General features: G+C 68.6%; 13 protein-coding genes. 6 read left to right on the plus strand and 7 right to left on the minus strand.

Features of this window, described 5'->3' with window-relative positions; all coding sequences use genetic code 11:
• The first annotated feature begins 87 nt into the window (after nucleotides 1-87).
• Entirely contained in the window at nucleotides 88-4,788 is a 4,701-nt protein-coding gene (locus KNJ79_RS02415; protein WP_317152659.1) for an NAD-glutamate dehydrogenase, read from the plus strand.
• A complete protein-coding gene (locus tag KNJ79_RS02420; RefSeq protein ID WP_317152660.1) occupies nucleotides 4,788-5,645 on the plus strand; it encodes an ATP-grasp domain-containing protein in 858 nt (285 codons plus the stop codon). Before KNJ79_RS02415 ends, KNJ79_RS02420 begins: the two co-directional genes overlap by 1 nt.
• A 279-nt stretch (nucleotides 5,646-5,924) precedes the next feature.
• Here KNJ79_RS02420 and KNJ79_RS02425 read toward each other — a convergent pair whose 3' ends face one another.
• Nucleotides 5,925-6,179 (minus strand): ribbon-helix-helix domain-containing protein, encoded by a 255-nt coding sequence (locus KNJ79_RS02425; protein ID WP_317152661.1) that lies wholly within the window; start codon nucleotides 6,177-6,179, stop codon nucleotides 5,925-5,927.
• Nucleotides 6,180-6,289: 110 nt separating this feature from the next.
• Between KNJ79_RS02425 and KNJ79_RS02430 the strand changes: the two genes are divergently transcribed.
• On the plus strand, nucleotides 6,290-7,054 hold the full coding sequence (locus KNJ79_RS02430; protein ID WP_317152662.1) for a helix-turn-helix domain-containing protein: 765 nt from the start codon (nucleotides 6,290-6,292) through the stop codon (nucleotides 7,052-7,054).
• 238 nt (nucleotides 7,055-7,292) lie between these two features.
• Here the strand turns inward: KNJ79_RS02430 and phbB are convergent, their stop codons facing one another.
• From phbB to KNJ79_RS02460, 6 genes are all read right to left on the minus strand, one after another.
• Entirely contained in the window at nucleotides 7,293-8,015 is a 723-nt protein-coding gene (gene phbB / locus KNJ79_RS02435; RefSeq protein WP_089216860.1) for an acetoacetyl-CoA reductase, read from the minus strand.
• Nucleotides 8,016-8,106: 91 nt separating this feature from the next.
• A complete protein-coding gene (locus tag KNJ79_RS02440; protein ID WP_317152663.1) occupies nucleotides 8,107-9,669 on the minus strand; it encodes a DUF1963 domain-containing protein in 1,563 nt (520 codons plus the stop codon).
• 125 nt (nucleotides 9,670-9,794) lie between these two features.
• A complete protein-coding gene (gene hemH / locus KNJ79_RS02445; protein ID WP_317152664.1) occupies nucleotides 9,795-10,790 on the minus strand; it encodes a ferrochelatase in 996 nt (331 codons plus the stop codon).
• A complete protein-coding gene (locus KNJ79_RS02450; protein ID WP_317152665.1) occupies nucleotides 10,787-13,075 on the minus strand; it encodes a xanthine dehydrogenase family protein molybdopterin-binding subunit in 2,289 nt (762 codons plus the stop codon). Before KNJ79_RS02450 ends, hemH begins: the two co-directional genes overlap by 4 nt.
• Before the next feature lie 136 nt (nucleotides 13,076-13,211).
• On the minus strand, nucleotides 13,212-13,634 hold the full coding sequence (locus KNJ79_RS02455; protein WP_317152666.1) for a CoA-binding protein: 423 nt from the start codon (nucleotides 13,632-13,634) through the stop codon (nucleotides 13,212-13,214).
• A complete protein-coding gene (locus KNJ79_RS02460; protein WP_317152667.1) occupies nucleotides 13,635-14,612 on the minus strand; it encodes a P-loop NTPase in 978 nt (325 codons plus the stop codon).
• 91 nt (nucleotides 14,613-14,703) lie between these two features.
• Between KNJ79_RS02460 and hflK the strand changes: the two genes are divergently transcribed.
• The 3 genes from hflK (at nucleotide 14,704) to KNJ79_RS02475 (ending at nucleotide 18,327) form a co-directional block, all read left to right on the plus strand.
• Nucleotides 14,704-15,849: a protease modulator HflK gene (hflK, locus tag KNJ79_RS02465; protein ID WP_317152668.1), complete on the plus strand. Its 1,146-nt coding sequence runs from the start codon at nucleotides 14,704-14,706 to the stop codon at nucleotides 15,847-15,849.
• Nucleotides 15,849-16,700, plus strand: a complete 852-nt coding sequence (gene hflC / locus KNJ79_RS02470; protein ID WP_089216853.1) for a protease modulator HflC — start codon at nucleotides 15,849-15,851, stop codon at nucleotides 16,698-16,700. The genes hflK and hflC overlap by 1 nt, the downstream gene beginning before the upstream one ends.
• A gap of 127 nt (nucleotides 16,701-16,827) precedes the next feature.
• On the plus strand, nucleotides 16,828-18,327 hold the full coding sequence (locus KNJ79_RS02475) for a trypsin-like peptidase domain-containing protein (RefSeq protein WP_317152669.1): 1,500 nt from the start codon (nucleotides 16,828-16,830) through the stop codon (nucleotides 18,325-18,327).
• Nucleotides 18,328-18,447 lie beyond the last annotated feature (120 nt).

The following is an 18,447-nucleotide window of genomic DNA, read 5'->3' on the forward strand; positions in this document are numbered from 1 at the left end:
GCGCGCGGCAGGCGCATAGGGGCGCAAGCGACTGGGCCCGCCGCCCGCTGGCGACAGGCCCGCCTTTTGGTTCGGATGCTGCACCCTATGCCTGAAAATTCGGAATCGGACGCCCCCACCGTCTCCGCTCCTGCTCTTCCCAAGAAAATCCAGTCCGCCTTCCTGACCGCGCTGCGAGGCAGCGCGCTTCCGGGCGAGGGCGACGATATGGACGAGGCCGCGCTTGCCGAAGCGAGCGCCTTCGTCGCGCGCACCGCGCTCGACCGGCCCAAAGGCACGCCGGTGCTCGCGCTCGAACCGCTCGCGGCCGACGGCACCGACCGGCGGATGCGGCTCGCGATCGTCAACGACGACATGCCCTTCCTCGTCGATTCGACCTCGCAGGTCGCGGCGGCGCAAGGGCTGGTCGTGCACCGCATCCTGCACCCCGTCGTGTCGGCGAAGCGCGACGCCAAGGGGCATCTGACCGAAGCCGGCGCCCCCGAAAAGGGCGCGGCGCGCGAATCGGTCATCTATATGGAGGTCGAGCGCGGCGACGCGCGCGCGCGGCGGCGGCTGCTCGACGCGATCGAGGCGGCGCTCGCCGACGTCCGCGCCGCGGTCGCCGACTGGAAGGCGATGCGCGCGGCGATGCTCGCCGACGCCGCGATGCGCTGCGACGACGAGAGCGCCGAACTGCTCCGCTGGTTCGAGGGTGGCGCGATGACCCAGCTCGGCCATGAATGGCGGACGCGAAAGGGCGGCGCAGAGGATGCGCTCGGCATTTGTGCCGCGAGCAAGAACCCGCTCCTGTCCCCCGAAGCGCTCGACGCTGCCTTCGCCTGGTTCGACGCGGGCGGCGCGGGGCCGCTGCTGATCAAGTCGAACCGGCTGTCGGCGGTGCATCGCCGCGTGCTGCTCGACCTCGTGATCGTTCCCGAGATGAAGGGCAAGGCGGTCGAACGGCTGTCGATCCACGCCGGGCTGTGGACGAGTCAGGCGCTTTCCACCCCGCCCGCGAAGGTGCCCGTCCTGCGCGCGCAGCTTGCGGCGCTGATGGACAAGTTCGATTTCGATCCCGCGGGTCACGCCGGCAAGGCGCTCGCGCACGCGCTCACCGCGCTGCCGCACGACCTGCTGATCGCCTTTGACGCCGCCTCGCTCGAACGGCTCGCGCTCACCTCGATGTCGATCACCGACCGGCCGCGGCCGAAACTGGTGACGGTCAGGAGCGCGCTCGGGCGGCATTTGTTCGTCTTCGTCTGGTTGCCGCGCGACGAGGTATCGACCGGCCGCCGCCTTGCGATCGAGGCGATGCTGGTGCGCGAGGCGCGCGCCGGGGTGATCGGCTGGACGATGGTGCTCGAGGATGGCGGCGCGGCGCTCTTGCGCTACACGCTCGACCTCAGAAGCGGCGGGGTGATTCCCGACGAGGAGGCGCTCGGCACGATGCTCGAGCAGATGGTGCGCGGCTGGCAACCCGAGGTCGAGGCGGCGCTCGCGCGGCGCGGCGACGCGGGGCGCGCGGCGGCGCTGGCATCGCGCTTCGCGCCGCTCTTTCCGCCCAATTACCGCAACCTCTATGACCCCGAAGAGGCGGCACGCGACATATTGCGGCTGCGCGACCTCGACGCCGAGCATCCGCGCGGCGTGCGCCTCGCACTCAAGAGCCTCGACGGCGACGACCGGATGCGGCTCAAAGTCTATAGCGCGTCGGGCGCGCTCGCCTTGTCCGACGTCGTCCCGGCGCTCGAACATTTCGGCTTCGAGGTGCTCGAGGAAATTCCGACCGCGCTGAATTACGGTCGCCCGGCGCCCGGCGCCGACGACGAGCCGCCCGCCTTCATCCACGACTTCACGCTCGGCCTTCCCGCCGCGGTCGACGAGACCGCGCTGCTGCCGCACGTCCCGGTGATCGAGGGGGCGATCGCCGCGGTGCTCGAGGGGCGCGCCGAGAATGACGCGTTCAACGAGCTGGTGCTCGTCACCCAGACCGATCCGCAGGCGATCGTGTGGCTGCGCGCCTGGTTCCGCTATCTGCGCCAGGGCGGCTCGGCCTATGGCATGGACACCGTCGTCGCGGCGCTGCGCCACGCGCCCGATCTGACCCATGCGATGATCGAGCGCTTCTGCGCGCTGCACGATCCCGGGCGCACCGATGCGGCGCGCGCCGAGGCGTTGGCGGCCGACATTCAGGCCGATTTCGCCGGCATCAAGTCGATCGACGACGACCGCATCCTGCGGCTGTTCAACGCGGTGATCGGCGCGACGCTGCGCACCAACGCCTTTTCCCCCGCAGCGGCCGAAGCGCTCGCCTTCAAGATCGATTCGAGCCAGATTCCGGGGCTGCCCAAGCCGCTGCCGTGGCGCGAGGTGTTCGTCTATAGCCCGCGCGTCGAGGGCATCCACCTGCGCGCCGGCCCGGTCGCGCGCGGTGGCCTCCGATGGTCCGACCGGCGCGACGACTTCCGCACCGAAATCCTTGGGCTGATGAAGGCGCAGCGCGTCAAAAATGCGGTGATCGTGCCGACCGGCGCGAAGGGCGGCTTTTATCCCAAGGCGCTCCCCGACCCGGCGCTCGACCGCGACGCCTGGTTCGCGGAAGGCACCGAATGCTATCGCATCTTCATCCGCTCGCTGCTGTCGATCACCGACAATATCGTCGGCGGCAAGGTCGTGCATCCGAAAGGGGTGACGATCCGCGACGGCGAGGACCCCTATTTCGTCGTCGCCGCCGACAAGGGCACCGCGACCTTCTCCGACGTGGCGAACGGGCTGGCGATGGAGCGCGATTTCTGGCTCGGCGACGCGTTCGCGAGTGGCGGCTCGCACGGCTATGACCATAAGGCGATGGGGATCACCGCCAAGGGGGCGTGGGTCTCGGTCCAGCGGCATTTCGCCGAGATGGGCGTCGACGTGCAGAGCGAGAGCATCCGCGTCGTCGGCTGCGGTGACATGTCGGGCGACGTGTTCGGCAACGGGATGCTGCTGTCGAAGGCGATAAAGCTCGTCGCGGCGTTCGATCATCGCCACATCTTCCTCGACCCCGATCCCGATCCGGCGAAGAGCTGGAAGGAACGGCAGCGGATGTTCGACCTGCCGCGATCGAGCTGGGACGATTATGACAAGAAGCTGATCTCGAAGGGCGGCGGGGTCTTCCCGCGCAGCCAGAAGAGCATTCCCCTGAGCCCCGAAGCGCAGGCGCTGCTCGGCCTGTCGCAGCCCGAAATCGACCCGTCGGGCCTGATCTCGGCGATCCTCAAGGCGCCCGCCGATCTGCTCTGGTTCGGCGGTATCGGCACCTATGTGAAGGCCGCGGGCCAGAATAATGCCGAGGTCGGCGATCCCGCCAACGACGCGCTGCGCGTCGATGCCGAAGATCTGCGCGTCCGCGCCGTCGGCGAGGGCGCGAATCTGGGCGTCACGCAGGCGGCGCGCATCGCCTTTGCCGCCAAGGGCGGGCGGATCAACACCGACTTCATCGACAATAGCGCCGGCGTCGACTGTTCGGACAATGAGGTCAATATCAAGATCGCCCTCAATCGCGAGATGGCCGAAGGGCGGCTATCGCAAGAGGCGCGCGACGCGCTGCTCGTGCGGATGACCGACGATGTCGCGGCGCTGGTGCTGGAGGACAACCGCCTTCAGGCGCTCGCGCTGTCGATCGCCGAAAAGGGCGGCGCGGGCGCGGTGCCGTCGCTCGTGCGCACGATGGAGACGTTCGAGGCCGCCGGCCGGCTCGACCGCAAGGTCGAAGGGCTCGCGGTCAATGACGAACTGCTGCGCCGTTCGGCCGAAGGGCGCGGGCTGACGCGGCCAGAGCTTGCGGTGCTGCTCTCGACCGCGAAACTCGCGCTGCAGGATGCGATCGAGGCGAGCGAACTGCCCGACGACCCGGCGCTCGACCGCGACCTGCGCGCTGCCTTCCCCGAAGAGATGCAGCGCGACTATGCGAAGGCGATCGAAGAGCATCAGCTGCGCCGCGAGATCATCGCGACCAAGCTCGCCAACCGCATCGTCAACCGGCTCGGCATCGTCCATCCCTTCGAGCTCGTCGAAGAGGAAGGCTGCGCGCTCGGCGACGTCGCGGCCGCCTTTGTTGCGGCCGAACGGCTGCTTGGTCTCGACGCGATCTGGGCGGCGCTCGACACCGCGGCGATCGACGAAAGCATCCGCCTGTCGCTGTTCAACCAGGCCGCGGCCGCGATGGCGTCGCAGATGGCCGACGTGCTGCGCGTCGCGCCGACGGGCGCGCAGCCGGGGCCGATCGTCGCGCGGCTCGCGCCCGGCGTCGAGCGGCTGAGCGACTGTGTGGACAGCCTGCTCGGCGAATCGGTGCGGCGCCAATGGGAGGCGCTGAGCCAGCAATTGCTCGATGCCGGCGCGCCCGAGGCCCTGACGCATGCGGTGGTCCGCCTGTTCAAGCTCGACGGCGCGATCGGCATCGTCGACCTCGCCGAACGGCGCGGCGACGACGAGGTCGCGGTGACGCACGCCTTCACCCATCTCGGCGAGGCGCTCGGGCTCGACTGGGCGCAGACGCTCGCGGCGCATATGAGCCCGAGCGACCCGTGGGAACGCTTGCTCGTCAACAGCCTGGCGCGCGATTTTCAGCAGATGCGGCTCGTCTTTCTCGCGGGGCTGCCGGGTCAGAATCTCGACAGTGCGGTGACCGCATGGCTGGGCGAACAGGGCGCCCGCGTCGCGCAGTTTCGCGCAACGGTCGACCGCGCGCGGACGATTCCCAACCCCAATGGCGCGATGCTGTCGCACATCGCGGGGCAGGCGCGCGGATTGCTGGCACGCTGATGCCATTCCAGCCGCGCGTCGCGCTTCTGACCCCCGGCGCCGATTATGGCGAGCACTGGCACCCCGCGCTCGCGCGCAAGACCGGTGCGCTGACCGCGGCGGGGCTCGCGGTCGAGACGCGAGCGTGGACCGATCCCGGCGATCTGTCGGGCTTCGACCTCGTGCTGCCGCTGATCGCGTGGGGCTATCCGCGCGCGGCGGCGCGCTGGTATGCGCTGCTCGACCGCTTCGAGGCCGAAGGGCTGCGCGTCGTCAACCCGGTGCCGGTGCTGCGCTGGAACAGCGACAAGGCCTATCTCGCCGAGCTGGGAACCAACGGCGTCGCGGTGGTGCCGACGATCGAGGTCGCAGCGCTCGACGAGGGTGCGCTCGCCGACGCACGCGCGGCGTTCGGCACCGGCGAGCTGGTGATCAAGCCGCCGATCTCGGCCGGATCGGACGGCACGCACCGGCTCGCGGCGGGGGCGGGCGTTCCCGCCGATGCGCTGGGCGAGCGGCGGCTCGTTCAACCCTTCATGCCGGGCATCCTCGCCGCGGGCGAATATTCGCTCTTCTTCTTCGCCGGCCGCTACAGCCACGCGATCGTCAAGCGCCCCGCGGCCGGAGACTTCCGCGTCCAGCCGCAATTCGGCGGGCGCGAGGAGGCGTGGGACGCGAGCCGGCCTGCGCGCGAACTCGCCGCCGCAGCCCTCGCCGCCGCGCCGGCGCCGCCGGTCTATGCGCGTATCGACATGGTCGAGGACGGCGCCGGCGGGCTCGCGATCATGGAGCTCGAACTGATCGAGCCGCAGCTGTTCCTGCACCTCGCACCCGACCGGGGTGCGGCCTTCGGGCAGGCGATCTACGCCGCCGTCTAGAGTGATTTCGAGTGAAATGGAGCATTTCACGGCTCGGAAATCACGGCAAAACAGGAATCTAGAGTGCCGGTTTTGATTCTATCAAAATCGAACGCACTCTAGAATTTGTCCGGTTCAAGCTGAACGGGACAGACTCCAGAACAAGATCATCTTTGGCTGAATAAACCGTGTGCTCCCGCGGAGGCGGGAGCCCATCTCCCGACGGCTCTATGTCCAACCGGCAGGAGATGGGTCCCCGCCTCCGCGGGGACACACGATCTTTGACACGGGCTTACTCAGTCAAGGTCGATCGGGACACTGGCCGCTCTCGCGATTGCGCCACAGCCATTGCCGGATCGCCGAGGTCAGGTTCGGCGGATCGTCGGCGGTCATCCGCTCGACGTCGATCCGCGCCACGAGGGCGTTGACGGGGAGCGTCAGCCGTTCGGCCGCAGCTTCGAGTGCGTCCCAGAAGAGCGGCTCGAGGCTGATCGACGTCGGGTGGCCGGCGATCGTCACCGAGCGTTTGACGGGGGGGTGATAGGCGCTCCGCATGGTCGCAGCCTACAACCTGTGCGCGACGTCGATACGATTTATTTGGGGTAGATCGCGATTTCGGCACTTCGTAAACCTTGGGCTGATCGGGCGCGAACAGCAGACAGGCCATGGCAACGGGAATTCAATCGCTCAGCGAAAAGGAAAAGGAGACGCTGCGTCTGCTCGTCGATGGCCATGATGCGAAGTCGATGGCGCGGCATCTGGGCCTGTCGGTCCACACGATCAACGAACGGTTGCGCGACGCGCGGCGCAAAATGGCGGTTTCGAGCAGCCGCGAGGCGGCGCGGCAGTTGCGGGCGATCGAGCGCAGCGACCCCGAATCTTTTGGGGGCAAGCTTTTGGGGGATGTGGCGGGCATCCCCGCGAGCGAAGACCGGCCCGTGCCGGCCGAGGCGCCCCGCATGGTGCGGCCGCCCCGCATGGTGCGGCCGCTTGGCTGGATCGTTGGAGGTCTTCTTATGTCGCTTGCCCTGGCCCTGTTCGCTTTTTCTTCAATGACCGGTACCCCCGATACGCCCGCGGCGGCGCCCTCTACCGCACCTGCCGAAAGCGCTGCGGTCGCGGCGGCGCGGAGCTGGCTCGCGCTGGTCGAAAAGGGCGACTGGAACGGCAACTGGGAGGCGACCGGCCAATCGTTCAAGACGCTCAACACGGTCGAAACCTGGGCGCGGGTGGCGCGACAGGTGCAGGAACCGCTGGGGGCGGTAAAGTCGCGGGTGCTGCTCAGCGAAGAGACGGTGCCCGCGCCGCCCTATGGCTATCAGATGGTCAAGTTCCGCACCAACTATGCAAACAAGACGGGCGCGATCGAGACGCTGTCGCTTGTGCGCGAAGGCGGGCAATGGCGCGTGGTGGGGGTGACGATCGAGTGAGAGAGCCGTCGTATTCTTGACTCGTCATTCCCGCGAAAACGGGAATCCAGCCTTTATCATGCGGCTGGATAGCCCGGAGGTCGGTCCAAAGCCCTTTGCGCTCTCTGCGCCTTTGCGTGATCCCGAATAATCTCACGCAAAGGCACAAAGGCACAAAGAAGAAAAAGCTGGATCTCCGCCTTCGCTGGGATGACGATGAAGGGGTGCGGGGAGGCCAAGTCGACCTTTCCGGCTCGCCTCAATACATATGCTGGCCGCCGTTGATGCTCATCGTCGATCCGGTGACGAACCCCGCGTCCTCGCTGCACAGGAAGACGACCCCGCGCGCGATTTCCTCGGCGTGGCCGAGGCGGCCGACCGGGATCTTGGCGACGATCTTTTCGAGCACCTGCGGCGGGACCGCGGCGACCATGTCGGTGTCGATATAGCCCGGCGCGATCGCGTTCACGGTCACGCCCTTCTTCGCGCCTTCCTGCGCGAGCGCCTTGGTGAAGCCGTGGATGCCCGATTTGGCAGCGGCATAATTGACCTGCCCGTACTGGCCCGCCTGGCCGTTGATCGAGCCGATGTTGACGATGCGGCCCCAGCCGCGCTCGACCATGCCGGGAAAGCAGGCCTTCGCCATGTTGAAACAGCCGCCGAGATTGATGCGCATCACATCGTTCCAGTCGTCGAAGCTCATCCGCGCGAGGGTGCCGTCGCGGGTGATGCCGGCGTTGTTGACGACGATGTCGACCGGCCCGACCTCTTCGGTCACCCGCGCGCAGCCGTCGAGGCACGCCTGATGGTCGCCGACGTCCCACTTATACGCCTTGATTCCGGTGCGGTCGGTGAAGGCCTTTGCCTTTTCGTCGTTGCCGCCATAGTTGGCGACGACGGTGACGCCCTGCGCCTTCAGCGCGAGGCTGATCGCCTCTCCGATGCCGCGGCTGCCACCGGTGACGATTGCGATGCGTGCCATGAAAACTCTCCCACAAGATTGTTCGGCCCACACCTAAGCGGGGCGGCAGCGGCCCGCAAGTTTACCGGAACGTCAAGCGTAATGGGAGGCGTCAGGCGCGGGAGCGGCGCGTCGCGACCTTCGAGAAATCGCCCGCCGCAAGGTCGGCCTTGCGGATCGTCAGCACCAGATTTTCACCTTCGCCTACAAGCCGGCTCATCAGCCCGCTCGTCGGCAGCTCGATGAGCACCGCCTCATAGTCGGGATCGAAACCGACGAGCGGCTGCGACGGCGCGCCGCCCATCGTCGCGGCCTCCGCAGCCGCGAGCTGCCGCCACAGCGGCTCGAACCACGCACGCGCGGGTGCCGACAGCCGCGCCGGGTCGGCGAGCCAGGCGTGCTTGGCGGCGTCGAGCAGCAGCGCGCGATAGTCGTGCACCCACAGCGGCGCGCGCGGGTCGTGGCGGGTGAGCGGCAGGGTCAGCGTTTCGATGCGATCTTCGCCTGTCTCGGGATCGGGGTAGCAGAGGACATGCTTCCAGCGCACCGCGTGCAGCGCCGCCATCACCGCCGTCGCGTCGGACGGCGTGAATTCGTGCTGGCCCGCGCTGTCGCGAATGATCGCCACGATCTCGGTGGCGCCGGCCGCGGTCGCGCGGTTGGTCTCGGTCGCATCGGCGAGTGCCGCAAGATATTCGTCGCTGGCGTCGGCGGGGGCTCCGGTGCCCGTTTGCAACCGCGCGATGCGCCGGTCGAGCACCGCCCCCAGCATCCGCATGCTGTCCCAGTCGAACGGATGGAAGGCGGGGTCCGCGATGTCATATTCGACCGCGTCGCTCGCGAGAGCGTCGTCGAACGCGGGTGGCGCTTCGGCCCCGGCGACGACATCGACCGGCCATTCGGGGAAGGCGCGGACCGCGAGCGTCGCCAGGTCGCCGAAGCGCAGCCCGCCCCAAGGACCGAACAGCGCGTTGCCCGCACCCTGCGGAGGATCGCGCGGCGGGCCTTCTTCGGCGACGTGGATCGCCGATCCGACGCCCGTTTCGGGATGCGCGAAGATCGCAAGCCAGCCCGTGCGCGGCCCGAGCCCGTCCCACAGATCGGCGGGCAGGTCGGCACAGGCGATCTGCGCGAGGAAGTCGCCCTTTACCCCGTCGATGCGCGGCCAGTCCATATCGGCGGGGAGCCGCGGGCGGCCGCCGAGGCGGCTACGCGTCAAGATCGCGTCGCGCGGCGGAATCTGGGGCATGAGCAGGACCTGTAGCGCAGTGTCGCGGTCGGGCGCAGCGAAGTCGGCCCGTCGTTCGGCGGCCAGCGCCTCGTCGGCGAGTGCGGCCGCGATCGCGGGTTCGGGCTCGGCGAAAGCCGCCGCAACCATCGCCCCGGCCTCGACGGGCGTGTAGGTTTCGCTCGGAGCGGGGGTGTCGAAGCCCTCGATCTCGGGTTCGGCGGCGGGCATTTCGCCGCGAATCCGGGCGAGGCGCGAGGGCGCGATCTCGACTTCGGGCGCGTCGCCGTGCGCGCGGGAGAAGGCCGGCAGGCGCAGGTCGCGAAGACTCGCCATCGGGGCGGCCGCCGCAGGCTGGCGCCATATGCGCCAGACGAGAAAGACGATCAGCAGGAAGAGCAGAGAAACGCCGGCGAGCGTCAATGCTGCCGACTCCAATTGGCTCATCGGGGCGACCTTTCAGACCGGGCACCGAGTCGAGGGCGGTGCCGTTGCGGCGCCATTTTGCGAAGGAGAAGTTAAGAAGCCGGTAAGGGCGTGCCGGCGCGATTAGAGCGCGATGTCATCGCGCTCTATATCCAGCCGGCCAATTCGCGGCGGATGAGCGCTTTCAGCATTTCGAGCCCGGGCGGGCTCGCATTGAGGCAGGGGAGATAGGCGAAATTGCGCCCGCCCGCGGCTTCGAACTGTTCCTTGCCGCGGATCGCCAGCTCTTCGAGCGTTTCGAGGCAGTCGGCGGAAAAACCCGGCGCGAGCACCGCGACGCTTTTGCCTTCGCGCCCCAGCCGTTCGAGCAGCGCATCGGTCGCGGGTTCGAGCCATTTGGTGCGGCCGAAGCGCGACTGGAAGGCGACCTCGACCGGGCGGCCGAGCGCTTCGGACAGCAGGCGCGCGCTCTTGCGGCACTGGCAATGATAGGGGTCGCCGAGCCGCAGCGTGCGTTCGGGCATGCCGTGGAAGCTCGCGAGCAGCACGTCGGGCGCGAAATCGAGCGCTGCCAGACCCGCTTCGACCGACGCCGCGAGCGCGCCGATATAGGCTGCGTCGTCGGCATAGGGCGGCAGGAAACGCAGGCTCGGTTGCCAGCGCAGCGCCCTGAGGTGGGCGCCGACCGCATCGACGACGGTCGCGGTCGTCGCGGCGCAATATTGCGGATAGAGCGGCGCGATCAGGATGCGATTGCAACCCTCGGCGACCAGCGCGTCGATCGTGCGTCCGATCGCGGGCTCGCCATAGCGCATCGCATGGGCGACCCGCACCGCATCGCCGAACTCGGCCTGCAGCGCCTCTGCTTGCGCACGCGTGATCGCGGCGAGCGGCGAGCCTTCGTCGGTCCACACCTGCCGATAGGCGTGGGCCGATTGCCTGGGGCGCCGCGTCAGGATCGCACCGCGCAGGATCGGCTGCCAGAGCAATGGCGGGATTTCGACGACGCGGCGGTCGGAGAGAAATTCGGCGAGATAGCGGCGCACCGGCCCCGGCTCGGGCGCGTCGGGCGTGCCGAGATTGACCAGCAGCACGCCGATGGCGGGCGCGGGAAGCGCGGGATGATCGGCGGGGCGCGTCACAGCGGCTGTCCCGACAAGGGCAGGCGGCGGATGCGGCGGCCGGTCGCCGCGAACATCGCATTGGCGATCGCCGGCGCGACGACGGGCACCCCGATCTCGCCGATCCCGCCGGGGTCGCGGTCGCTGTCGACGAACTCGACCAATATCTCGGGGCTCTGCGAGAGTTTGGGCAGGCCGAGCTGGTGGAGCTTGCGCGCGGTCGCGACGCCGCCTTCATAGTCGGTGGTCGCGCCGGCCGCCGCCGCGAGGCCGAAGATCAGCCCGCCCTCGATCTGCTGCCGCGCGATCGCTGGATTGACGAGCCGCCCGGCATCGACCACCGCGACGAGCTGTTCGACCTGCAAGCCCTTGTCGCTCTGGCGTGCGCTTGCCATCAGCGCGATGTGGCTGCCGCGCATCGAGTGGCAGGCGAGCCCCTGCGCGCTGCCCGAGAGGCCGCCCTCCCAGCCGCCGAGCGTCGTCGCGGTGAGCAGGCAATGCGCGAGCTGCGGCGATCCGCCGAGCATCGCCATGCGATAGGAGAGCGGGTCCGACCCCGCGCGCGCCGCGAGCTCGTCGATGAAGCATTCGGTGAAGAAGGCGGTGTAGCTGTCGGCGTTGCCGCGCCAGCGAGCGGTCGGCAGGCCGATATCGGCGGGGCAATGGTCGACCGCATAATGGGGGATCGCATAGGTCGGCGCGGCGCCCTCGACCGCAGCGGCGTCGGGCTTGCCCACCGATGCGCGCTGCGCGACGTCGCCCGGCATATTGTCGAACAATCGCGCGCGCACCTCGTGGTTGGTCGAGGGGACGGCGATGCGGCTGACGAGCGCGTCGATGCCGCCCGCGCTGTTGAGCGTCGCGATCATCTTGGCCCGCGCCGGCGCGCGCGGCGGCCCGCGCATGATCTCTTCGGCGCGCGACCAGGCGAGATGCACCGGGCGCTTGATCTCGCGCGCGATGATCGCCGCCTGCACCGCGACATTGTGGTCGAGGCAGGCGTCGAACGAGCCGCCCGCCATCATCGGGAACAAGGTCACGGCCTGTTCGGCGAGCCCGGTCGCGCGCGCGATCGCTGCGCGGCACTGCGCCGGCGCCTGCGTCGCGACCCAGATGCGCAGCCGGTCGCCTTCTATCGCGGCGGTGGCGGTGCGCGTCTCGACGGGTGCGTGCAGTGCGGGGGCGACCAGATATTCGGCGGCGATCTGCGTCCGGCCCTCCATCGCACCTTCGACGTCGCCCGCCCTGGCGATGCGCCAGCCGTCGGCGGCGAGCGCGCGCTTCAGCGCCATGTCGATGCGCTCGCTCGAAATCGGCTCGCCGGCGGTTTCGAACACCGGCGCGAAGCGGTCGAGCGCGCGGTTCGCCGCCCACCAGTTGCGCGCGACCGCGGCGATCCAGCGCTCGTTTTCGACGAGGTAGAGCATGCCGGGCGAGGCGAGTCCGGCGCGCTTGTCGATGCTCTTCACCCGCGTCGCGCCGAACGGCCCCTGCCGGATCGAGGCATAGACCATGTCGGGAAGGCGGATGTCGCCAGCGAAATTGGCCGAGCCGTCGACCTTTGCCGGCAGGTCGAGCCGGGTGAGTTCCTTGCCGTAGAGCGGATCGGTGCTCGAAGCGCGATAGACGGGCTGCGCGGGCGGCTCGAGCTTCGCGGCGCCGGCGGCAAGGTCGCCGAAGCGCAGCCGCTTGCCGCCGTGGAGCACGAAGCCGTCCTGCGTGTCGCATTCCGTCCAGTCGGCATCCCAGCGCCGCGCGGCCTCCATCATCAGCAGCGCGCGCGCCTGCGCCGCGGCGTCGCGGCACGGCCCTTCGAACATGCGCACCGACGACGAGTTGGCGGTCAGCATCACTGCATGGCGCACCGCCCATTCGCGCCGCACCCAGCTGCGCACGTCCTGCACGAAATCGGGGACGCCGGCGCGCGGCATGAAGGCCGCGCTGTCTTCGTCGACGACGAGCGTATTGGCATAGAGCGGGCTGATCGGCGCGCTTTCGACCGCTATGGTGCGCCAGTCGGCGCCGAGCTCGTCGGCGATGATCTGCGGGAGCAATGTCGTGACGCCCTGGCCCATCTCGCACTGCGGAACGATGGTGCTGACATGACCGTCGTCGCCGATCTTCAGAAAGGCGTTGAAGATATGCTCGCCCTCGGCGGCGGTCAGGTTGGGCTGATATTCGCGCGGCCAGACGCTCCACGCGACCGCAAGGCCGCCCGCGGCGGTCGCACCGATCAGCAGCGAGCGGCGCGTGACGCGCGGCGTCCCTCGTGCCCTTGTCCCCACCGTGTCGCGAATGCCCGCCATCGCGCTTGCTGATAGTCGGGGGGCAGGGGCGAGGCAAAGCCTATATTGCGCCGTCGCCCCAGCGAAAGCCGGGGCCGCCATCGGCCTTGCGCAACATTGCCAGCGGCCCCGGCTTTCGCTGGGGCGACGATCGTTCTTAGCGCAGCAGCCCCAGCCGCGGAATCTCGACCTTGGGGCAGCGGTCCATGACGACGACCAGTCCGGCCTCGTCGGCGCGCTTCGCCGCGGCTTCGTCGATCACGCCGATCTGCATCCACACCGCCTTGGCGCCGTGGACGATCGCTTCGTCGACCGCGGCCCCGGCGTCGGCACTGTTGCGGAAGATGTCGACGATCTCGGCCGCGGGCTCGACGTCGGCGAGCGTCGCGACGACCGGGGCGCCATGGATTGTCTTGCCGGCATGGCCGGGGTTCACCGCGACCACGTCATGGCCCTGCGCGACCAGAAAGGCGAGGACGCCGTTCGACGGGCGCGCCGGGTTGGGGGACGCGCCGACGACCGCGATACGGCGCGGCTCGCTCAAAAGGTCGCGGATTTCGCCTTCGTCGTTGATCGCCATTCAGCTCGCCTTTCGTGCCTCGATCCAGTCGGCGACCTTCGCCGCCACGGCGTGGAACGGCTCGCCCGCGGGGTCGGTTCCCGCCGCCGGCGGGACGCCGCCGTCGCTTGCGAGGCGGATGCCCATGGCGAGCGGGACGCGGCCGAGGAAGTCGATGCCCATTGCCGCCGCCGCGGCTTCGGCGCCGCCGCTGCCAAAGGGGTCGCTGACCTCGCCGCAATGCGGGCAGGCATAGCCCGCCATATTCTCGACGAGCCCGATGATCGGCACCTCGGCCTGTTCGAACAGCGACACCGCGCGCGCGGCGTCGATCAGCGCGAGATCCTGCGGGGTCGAGACGATCACCGCGCCGGCGGGCTTGTGGCGCCGGATCATCGTGATCTGGACGTCGCCGGTGCCGGGGGGCAGGTCGACGATCAGCGTGTCGATGTCGCCCCAGCGCGCGTCGATCAGCTGTTCGAGCGCCTTGCCCGCCATCGGCCCGCGCCATGCGATCGCCTGTCCGGGCGCCGCGATCTGTCCGGTCGAGAGCATCGGGACGCCATAGGCGTTGGGAACGGGCGCGAGCTTCGATCCCTGCGCCTCGGGCTTCACGCCTTCGCTGCTCATCAGCTTGGGGAGCGAGGGGCCATAAATGTCGGCATCGACGAGCCCGACCTTGACCCCGCGCCGGCGGAGCGCGACCGCGAGATTCGCGGCGAGCGTCGATTTGCCGACCCCGCCCTTGCCGCTGCCGACCGCGATGATCGTCAGCGCCTTTTTTTCGGCGGTCATCGCGACGCGGACCGAGCTGACGCCGGGTCGGGCGAGCAGCGCGTCGCGCAGCTTGTCCTCAAGCGGCTTGCGGTCCGGCTCGGCGAGACCGGTCACGTCGAGCACGACGGCCAATGTGCCCGTGTCGTCGAGAAAGCGAAGTCCGGAGGTGCGGCCGCCGGTCAGGTCGGCGGCTATGTCGGCTAGGGGGGCAATCTCGGTCATGTGCGGGCGAGATAGGCATGTCGCGGTCGATTGCCAGCGATTTTCGCGTGGCCCCCCTGTTAATCGCGCCAGTCGCCCCTATAAATGCAGCATGAGCAACGATAACAACGGCACGGTGGGACGCCGCATCCCGGGGGGACTGCGGCAATTTTTCGGTTCGATCAGTCTGATGGCGAACAGCCCGTGGGGCAATGGGCCGAAGGACGGCGACGACGACGGCAAGCGCGGCCCGCGCAACCCATGGGTGACGCCCGATCCCGCCGACGGCGGGCGCGGCCGCCGGCCGCGCGGCCCCTCGGCGCTCGACGAGCTGCTGCGCAAGGGGCGCGGCAGCTTCGGCGGCGGCGGCTCGGGCGGCGGGGGCGGCATGAACCTGCCCGAATCGGCGAAGCTGTGGAAATGGGGCGCCCTGCTCCTCGTTGCGATCTGGGCGATTTTTTCGATGATCCACATCGTGCCGCCCGAAAAGGAAGGCGTCGTCACCCGGCTCGGCAGCTATGTCCGCACCGTCGGCCCCGGCGTCAAATGGACCTGGCCCGCGCCGGTCGAACAGATGCGCATGGAGGATGTGCGCGCGATCCGCACGATGCAGGTCGGATCGCCGACCGCGACCGCCGAGAATTTCGTGCTGACGCGCGACCAGAGCATCGTCGACCTTGCCTATGAAGTGCGCTGGTCGGTGCGCGATCCCGAACTGTTCATCTTTCAGCTCGCCGACCCCGAAGGCACGATCCGCGAGGTCGCCGAAAGCGCGATGCGCGCGACGGTCGCCAATTTCGACCTCGTGCAGGCGATCGGCCCCGGCCGCGTCGACATCGAGGCGCAGGTTCAGAACCGGATGCAGGCGCTGCTCGACCAGTATCGCGCCGGCGTCGCCATCCAGGGCATTGCGATCCGTCAGGCCGACCCGCCGAAACAGGTCGACGAGGCGTTCAAGGAAGTGACCGCGGCGCGGCAGGAACGCGAATCGTCGATCAACCAGGCGCGCGCCTATGAACAGCGCATTCTCGAACGCGCGCGCGGCGATACCGCGCAGTTCGACCAGATCTACGAACAATATCGCCTCGCGCCCGAAGTGACGCGGCGCCGGCTTTACTATGAAACGATGGAGAGCGTGTTGTCGAACGTCGACAAGACGATTGTCGAAGCGCGCGGGGTGACCCCCTATCTGCCGCTGCCCGAGGTGCGCAAGCGCGCCGATGCGGCGCAGGACAGCGCCGCGAAGGGAGGCCAGTGATGTTCGAATCGCTGTTCCGCCACCCGATGCGTCTGCTCGTCGCGGTCATCGCGCTGCTCGTCATCCTGTCGCAGACGCTGGCGATCGTGCCCGAGGACAGGCAGGCACTCGTCCTGCGCTTCGGCGAGATCGAGGCGACGAAGAATGTCTATCGCCCGGGTGAGCGCTTCGGCCGGTCGGGCGCCGGCCTGCTCGTCCGCATGCCCTTCGTCGATGGCGTCCAGTTCATCGACAAGCGCATCCTGGGCGTCAACATGGAGCGCCAGCAGGTGCTTTCGACCGACCAGCAGCGGCTGCAGGTCGACGCCTTCGCGCGCTTCCGCATCACCAATCCGGTGCGCATGTATACGGCGATCCGCACCGAAACCCGCCTCGAGCAGCAGCTCGCGACGATCCTCGGCTCGTCGCTGCGCAACGAACTCGGCAAGCGGACCTTTGCCACCTTGCTCTCGCCCGAGCGCGGCGCGGTGATGGACAATATCCAGGTGTCGCTCAACCGCGAGGCGCAGAAATATGGCGCCGAGATCATCGACGTGCGCATCAAGCGCGCCGACCTGCCCGAAGGCGCGACCTTGCTCGCCGCCTTCAACCGCATGCGCTCGGCGCGCGAGCAGGAGGCGACCGCGATCCGCGCCGAAGGCGACAAGGAAGCGCAGATCATCCGCGGCAACGCCGACGGCGAAGCAGCGCGCATCTATGCCGCCAGCTATGGCAAGGACCCCGGCTTCTATGATTTCTATCGCGCGATGCAGAGCTATCGCCAGACCTTCATGGGCCAGGGGAACCAGGGCGGGACGTCGGTGATCCTGTCGCCGGACAATGAATATCTGAAGCAGTTCAGCGGCGGTTGACGGCGAAAGCCGCGGATGAACGGGGGCTGGCCGGGCCGTTCATGTTCAAACGCGGTTAAGCCGCCGGGGGGCAGAGAGCCCCCGCCGGGGAAACGCTGGGACCATTTGACGAAGAGGAATTGCAATCGTGCGTTATGTATATGGCATCACTTCGGCCCTGCTGGTGGGCGGCACCGCACTGGCGCTGGTCACCCAGTCGCCCGTCGGCGCGCAGGTGGCGCAGAACGAGCGCAGCGAGATCGCCAAGGTCGTCCCGCGTTCGGGCGCGCCCGAAAGCTTCGCCGACCTCGTCGAGCAGCTCCAGCCCGCGGTGGTCAATATCTCGACCAAGCAGGAAGTGACGCTCGGCGTCCGGCTCAACCCCTTCGCGGGGACGCGCGAGCCGATCACGCAGGAGCAGCAGGGCGGCGGCTCGGGCTTCCTGATCTCGGACGACGGCTATATCGTCACCAACAATCATGTCATCACCGGCGGCCCGCGCGGCGAGCAGGTGAACGAGGTCACCGTGACGCTGACCAACCAGAAGGAATATCGCGCCAAGATCGTCGGCCGCGACGCGACATCCGACCTCGCGCTTTTGAAGATCGACGCGAAGGGGCTGCCCTTCGTCAAGTTCGGCGACAGCAACAAGGCGCGCGTCGGCGACTGGGTGGTCGCGATCGGCAACCCGCTCGGGCTCGGCTCGACGGTGACTGCGGGGATCATCTCGGCGGTGCAGCGCAACATCGGCAACAACGGCCCCTATGACCGCTATATCCAGACCGACACCGCAATCAACCGCGGCAATTCGGGCGGTCCGCTGTTCGACCTCGAGGGCAATGTCGTCGGCATCACCAACATGCTGATCTCGCCGGTCGGCGCGAACATCGGCGTCAATTTCGCGATCCCCGCCGATGCGGCGATCCCGGTGATCGAGGCGCTCAAGGCCGGCGAGCGGCCGCAGCGCGGCTATCTGGGTATCGGCATCGTTCCGGTCACCGAAGATTATGCAGCGGCGCTCGGCCTGCCCAAGGACCGCGGCGAGATGATCCAGCGCGTCGAGGAAGGCGAGGCGGCCGACAAGGCAGGCCTCAAGCGCGGTGACGTCGTGACGAGCGTAAACGGCAAGGAAGTGACGCCGCAGCAGACCTTGTCCTACCTCATCGCCAATGTGAAACCGGGGACGCGCATCCCGATCGAAATCATCCGCGACGGCAAGGCGATGACGCTGAACGCCGTCGTCGGCACGCGCCCGACCGAGGAGGAACTCGCCGGATCGAGCTTCGATCCCGAAGAGGAACAGACGATGCCCGAGGATCCGAAGGGCAGCGCCGACCAGGCGGTGCAGGACGAGCTCGGCATGGCGGTGCAGACGCTGACCCCCGAAATCGCGGGCAGCATCGGCGTCCAGCGCGGCACCAAGGGCCTCGTCATCGCTGCGGTCGGCAGCAGCAGCGACGCGGGTTCGAAGGGCCTGCGCCGCGGCGACGTGATCCTGAGCATCAATCGCACGCCGGTGACCACCGCCGAGGGACTCGCGAAGGGCATCGCCGACGCCAAGAAGGCGGGGCGCACCGCGGTGCTGCTCGAAATCCTGCGCCGCGGCCAGCCGCCGGCGTTCATCCCGATCCGCATCGACGGCGAATAAGGCGGTCGATCAAAGCCTTGACGAAGGGCGCCCGGCTGGCTGGCCGCGGCGCCCTTTTTCTTTGCGCGGCCGGGCAAATGTTCCTATTATGTTCGCATCCTTCGAGTCGGGAGACGAATG

Source organism: Sphingopyxis indica, from assembly GCF_032879645.1.
Taxonomy (GTDB): domain Bacteria; phylum Pseudomonadota; class Alphaproteobacteria; order Sphingomonadales; family Sphingomonadaceae; genus Sphingopyxis; species Sphingopyxis indica.

What these genes read in the sequence shown, in the direction of transcription:
- KNJ79_RS02415 (WP_317152659.1), top strand. Translation starts at nt 88, where the DNA reads ATGCCTGAAAATTCGGAATCGGACGCCCCCACCGTCTCCGCTCCTGCT.
- KNJ79_RS02420 (WP_317152660.1), top strand. Translation starts at nt 4,788, where the DNA reads ATGCCATTCCAGCCGCGCGTCGCGCTTCTGACCCCCGGCGCCGATTAT.
- KNJ79_RS02425 (WP_317152661.1), bottom strand. Translation starts at nt 6,179, where the DNA reads ATGCGGAGCGCCTATCACCCCCCCGTCAAACGCTCGGTGACGATCGCC.
- KNJ79_RS02430 (WP_317152662.1), top strand. Translation starts at nt 6,290, where the DNA reads ATGGCAACGGGAATTCAATCGCTCAGCGAAAAGGAAAAGGAGACGCTG.
- phbB (WP_089216860.1), bottom strand. Translation starts at nt 8,015, where the DNA reads ATGGCACGCATCGCAATCGTCACCGGTGGCAGCCGCGGCATCGGAGAG.
- KNJ79_RS02440 (WP_317152663.1), bottom strand. Translation starts at nt 9,669, where the DNA reads ATGAGCCAATTGGAGTCGGCAGCATTGACGCTCGCCGGCGTTTCTCTG.
- KNJ79_RS02450 (WP_317152665.1), bottom strand. Translation starts at nt 13,075, where the DNA reads ATGGCGGGCATTCGCGACACGGTGGGGACAAGGGCACGAGGGACGCCG.
- KNJ79_RS02455 (WP_317152666.1), bottom strand. Translation starts at nt 13,634, where the DNA reads ATGGCGATCAACGACGAAGGCGAAATCCGCGACCTTTTGAGCGAGCCG.
- KNJ79_RS02460 (WP_317152667.1), bottom strand. Translation starts at nt 14,612, where the DNA reads ATGACCGAGATTGCCCCCCTAGCCGACATAGCCGCCGACCTGACCGGC.
- hflK (WP_317152668.1), top strand. Translation starts at nt 14,704, where the DNA reads ATGAGCAACGATAACAACGGCACGGTGGGACGCCGCATCCCGGGGGGA.
- hflC (WP_089216853.1), top strand. Translation starts at nt 15,849, where the DNA reads ATGTTCGAATCGCTGTTCCGCCACCCGATGCGTCTGCTCGTCGCGGTC.